The organism is Actinosynnema sp. NPDC023658 (assembly GCF_040639995.1).
Lineage (GTDB): Bacteria > Actinomycetota > Actinomycetes > Mycobacteriales > Pseudonocardiaceae > Actinosynnema.
The window spans coordinates 1-1,249 of the sequence record NZ_JBFAAX010001363.1 but is presented as its reverse complement, the minus strand read 5'-3'; the positions used below and the strand labels follow the sequence as shown (position 1 = coordinate 1,249).

Annotated in this window: 1 protein-coding gene; it reads left to right on the top strand. The window is 70.1% G+C overall.

Annotated features, from left to right (window positions below; all coding sequences use genetic code 11):
• The coding region (locus tag AB0G02_RS41005) for a cellulase family glycosylhydrolase (protein ID WP_360806191.1) at positions 1-1,214 on the top strand (1,214 nt) is incomplete at its 5' end.
• Positions 1,215-1,249: the final 35 nt, after the last annotated feature.

The window sequence follows — 1,249 nt, the reverse complement described above, 5'->3', positions numbered from 1 at the left end:
CGTTCGACCTCACCTCGTCCAGGCAGCTGAGGGTCTACGGCAGCAAGTGCCTCGACGCCTCCGGCGGTGGCACGACGGCGGGCACCAAGGTCGTCATCGGTGACTGCACCGGCAGCGCGACCCAGCAGTGGAACGTCACCGGCACCGGCACCATCACCAACGGGCAGTCCGGGCTGTGCCTCGACGCGACCGGCGCGGGCACCGCGAACGGCACCCTGATCGTCCTGTGGAGCTGCACCGGCGGGACGAACCAGAGGTGGACCACCACCACCGGCCCCACGACGACGACCACGACCACCACCGCACCGGGCGGCACCACCCCGGTCGCCCGCTACGGCCAGCTGCGCGTCTGCGGCTCCGCGATGTGCGACAGGAACGGCACGCGGGTGCAGCTGCGCGGCGTGAGCAGCATGTGGCTCAACTGGGAGACCCAGCCGTACGCGGAGAACCTGTCCGCGCTGCGCTGGATGCGCGACAACTGGAACCTCCAGGTCATCCGCGCCGCGATGGGCGTCGAGCCCTCCGGGGCCTACCTCAGCGACCCGAACAAGGCCCGCGGCCAGGTCGAGACCATCATCAACAACGCGGTCGCGGCCGGCGTGTACGTGATCGTGGACTTCCACGCGCACGAGGCGCAGAAGGCGCAGTCCCAGGCGGTGTCGTTCTTCGCGGACCTGGCCAGGCGCTACGGCAACCTGCCCAACGTCATCTGGGAGGACTTCAACGAGCCCCTCCAGGTGAGCTGGACGAGCGTGCTCAAGCCGTACCACCAGGCGGTCGTGTCCGCGATCCGCGCCGCCGACCCGGACAACATCATCGTGCTCGGCACCCCGACCTGGTCGCAGGACGTGGACGTGGCCGCGTCCAGCCCGGTGTCCGGCACGAACCTCATGTACACGCTGCACTTCTACTCGTGCAGCCACGGCGCGGGACTGCGCGCGAAGGGCGACACCGCGCTGCGGGCCGGGCGGGCGCTGTTCGTCACCGTGTGGGGCGCCAGCCACGCCGACGGCGGCACCGACGGCCGGGTCTGCCAACCCGAGGCCCAGGCGTGGATCGACTGGATGCGCAACAACGGCATCTCGTGGACCGCCTGGAAGCTCGACGTGGGCAACGACTCGACCAACCTGCTCTCCCAGGGCGCTCCCGTGACCGGCGGGTGGAACAACTACCTGCACGGCCACGCGCCGTTCGTCGTCGCGAGCATGAAGTAGGAATCCGGCGGCAGTCGCACAAAGCCCGGCCCCGT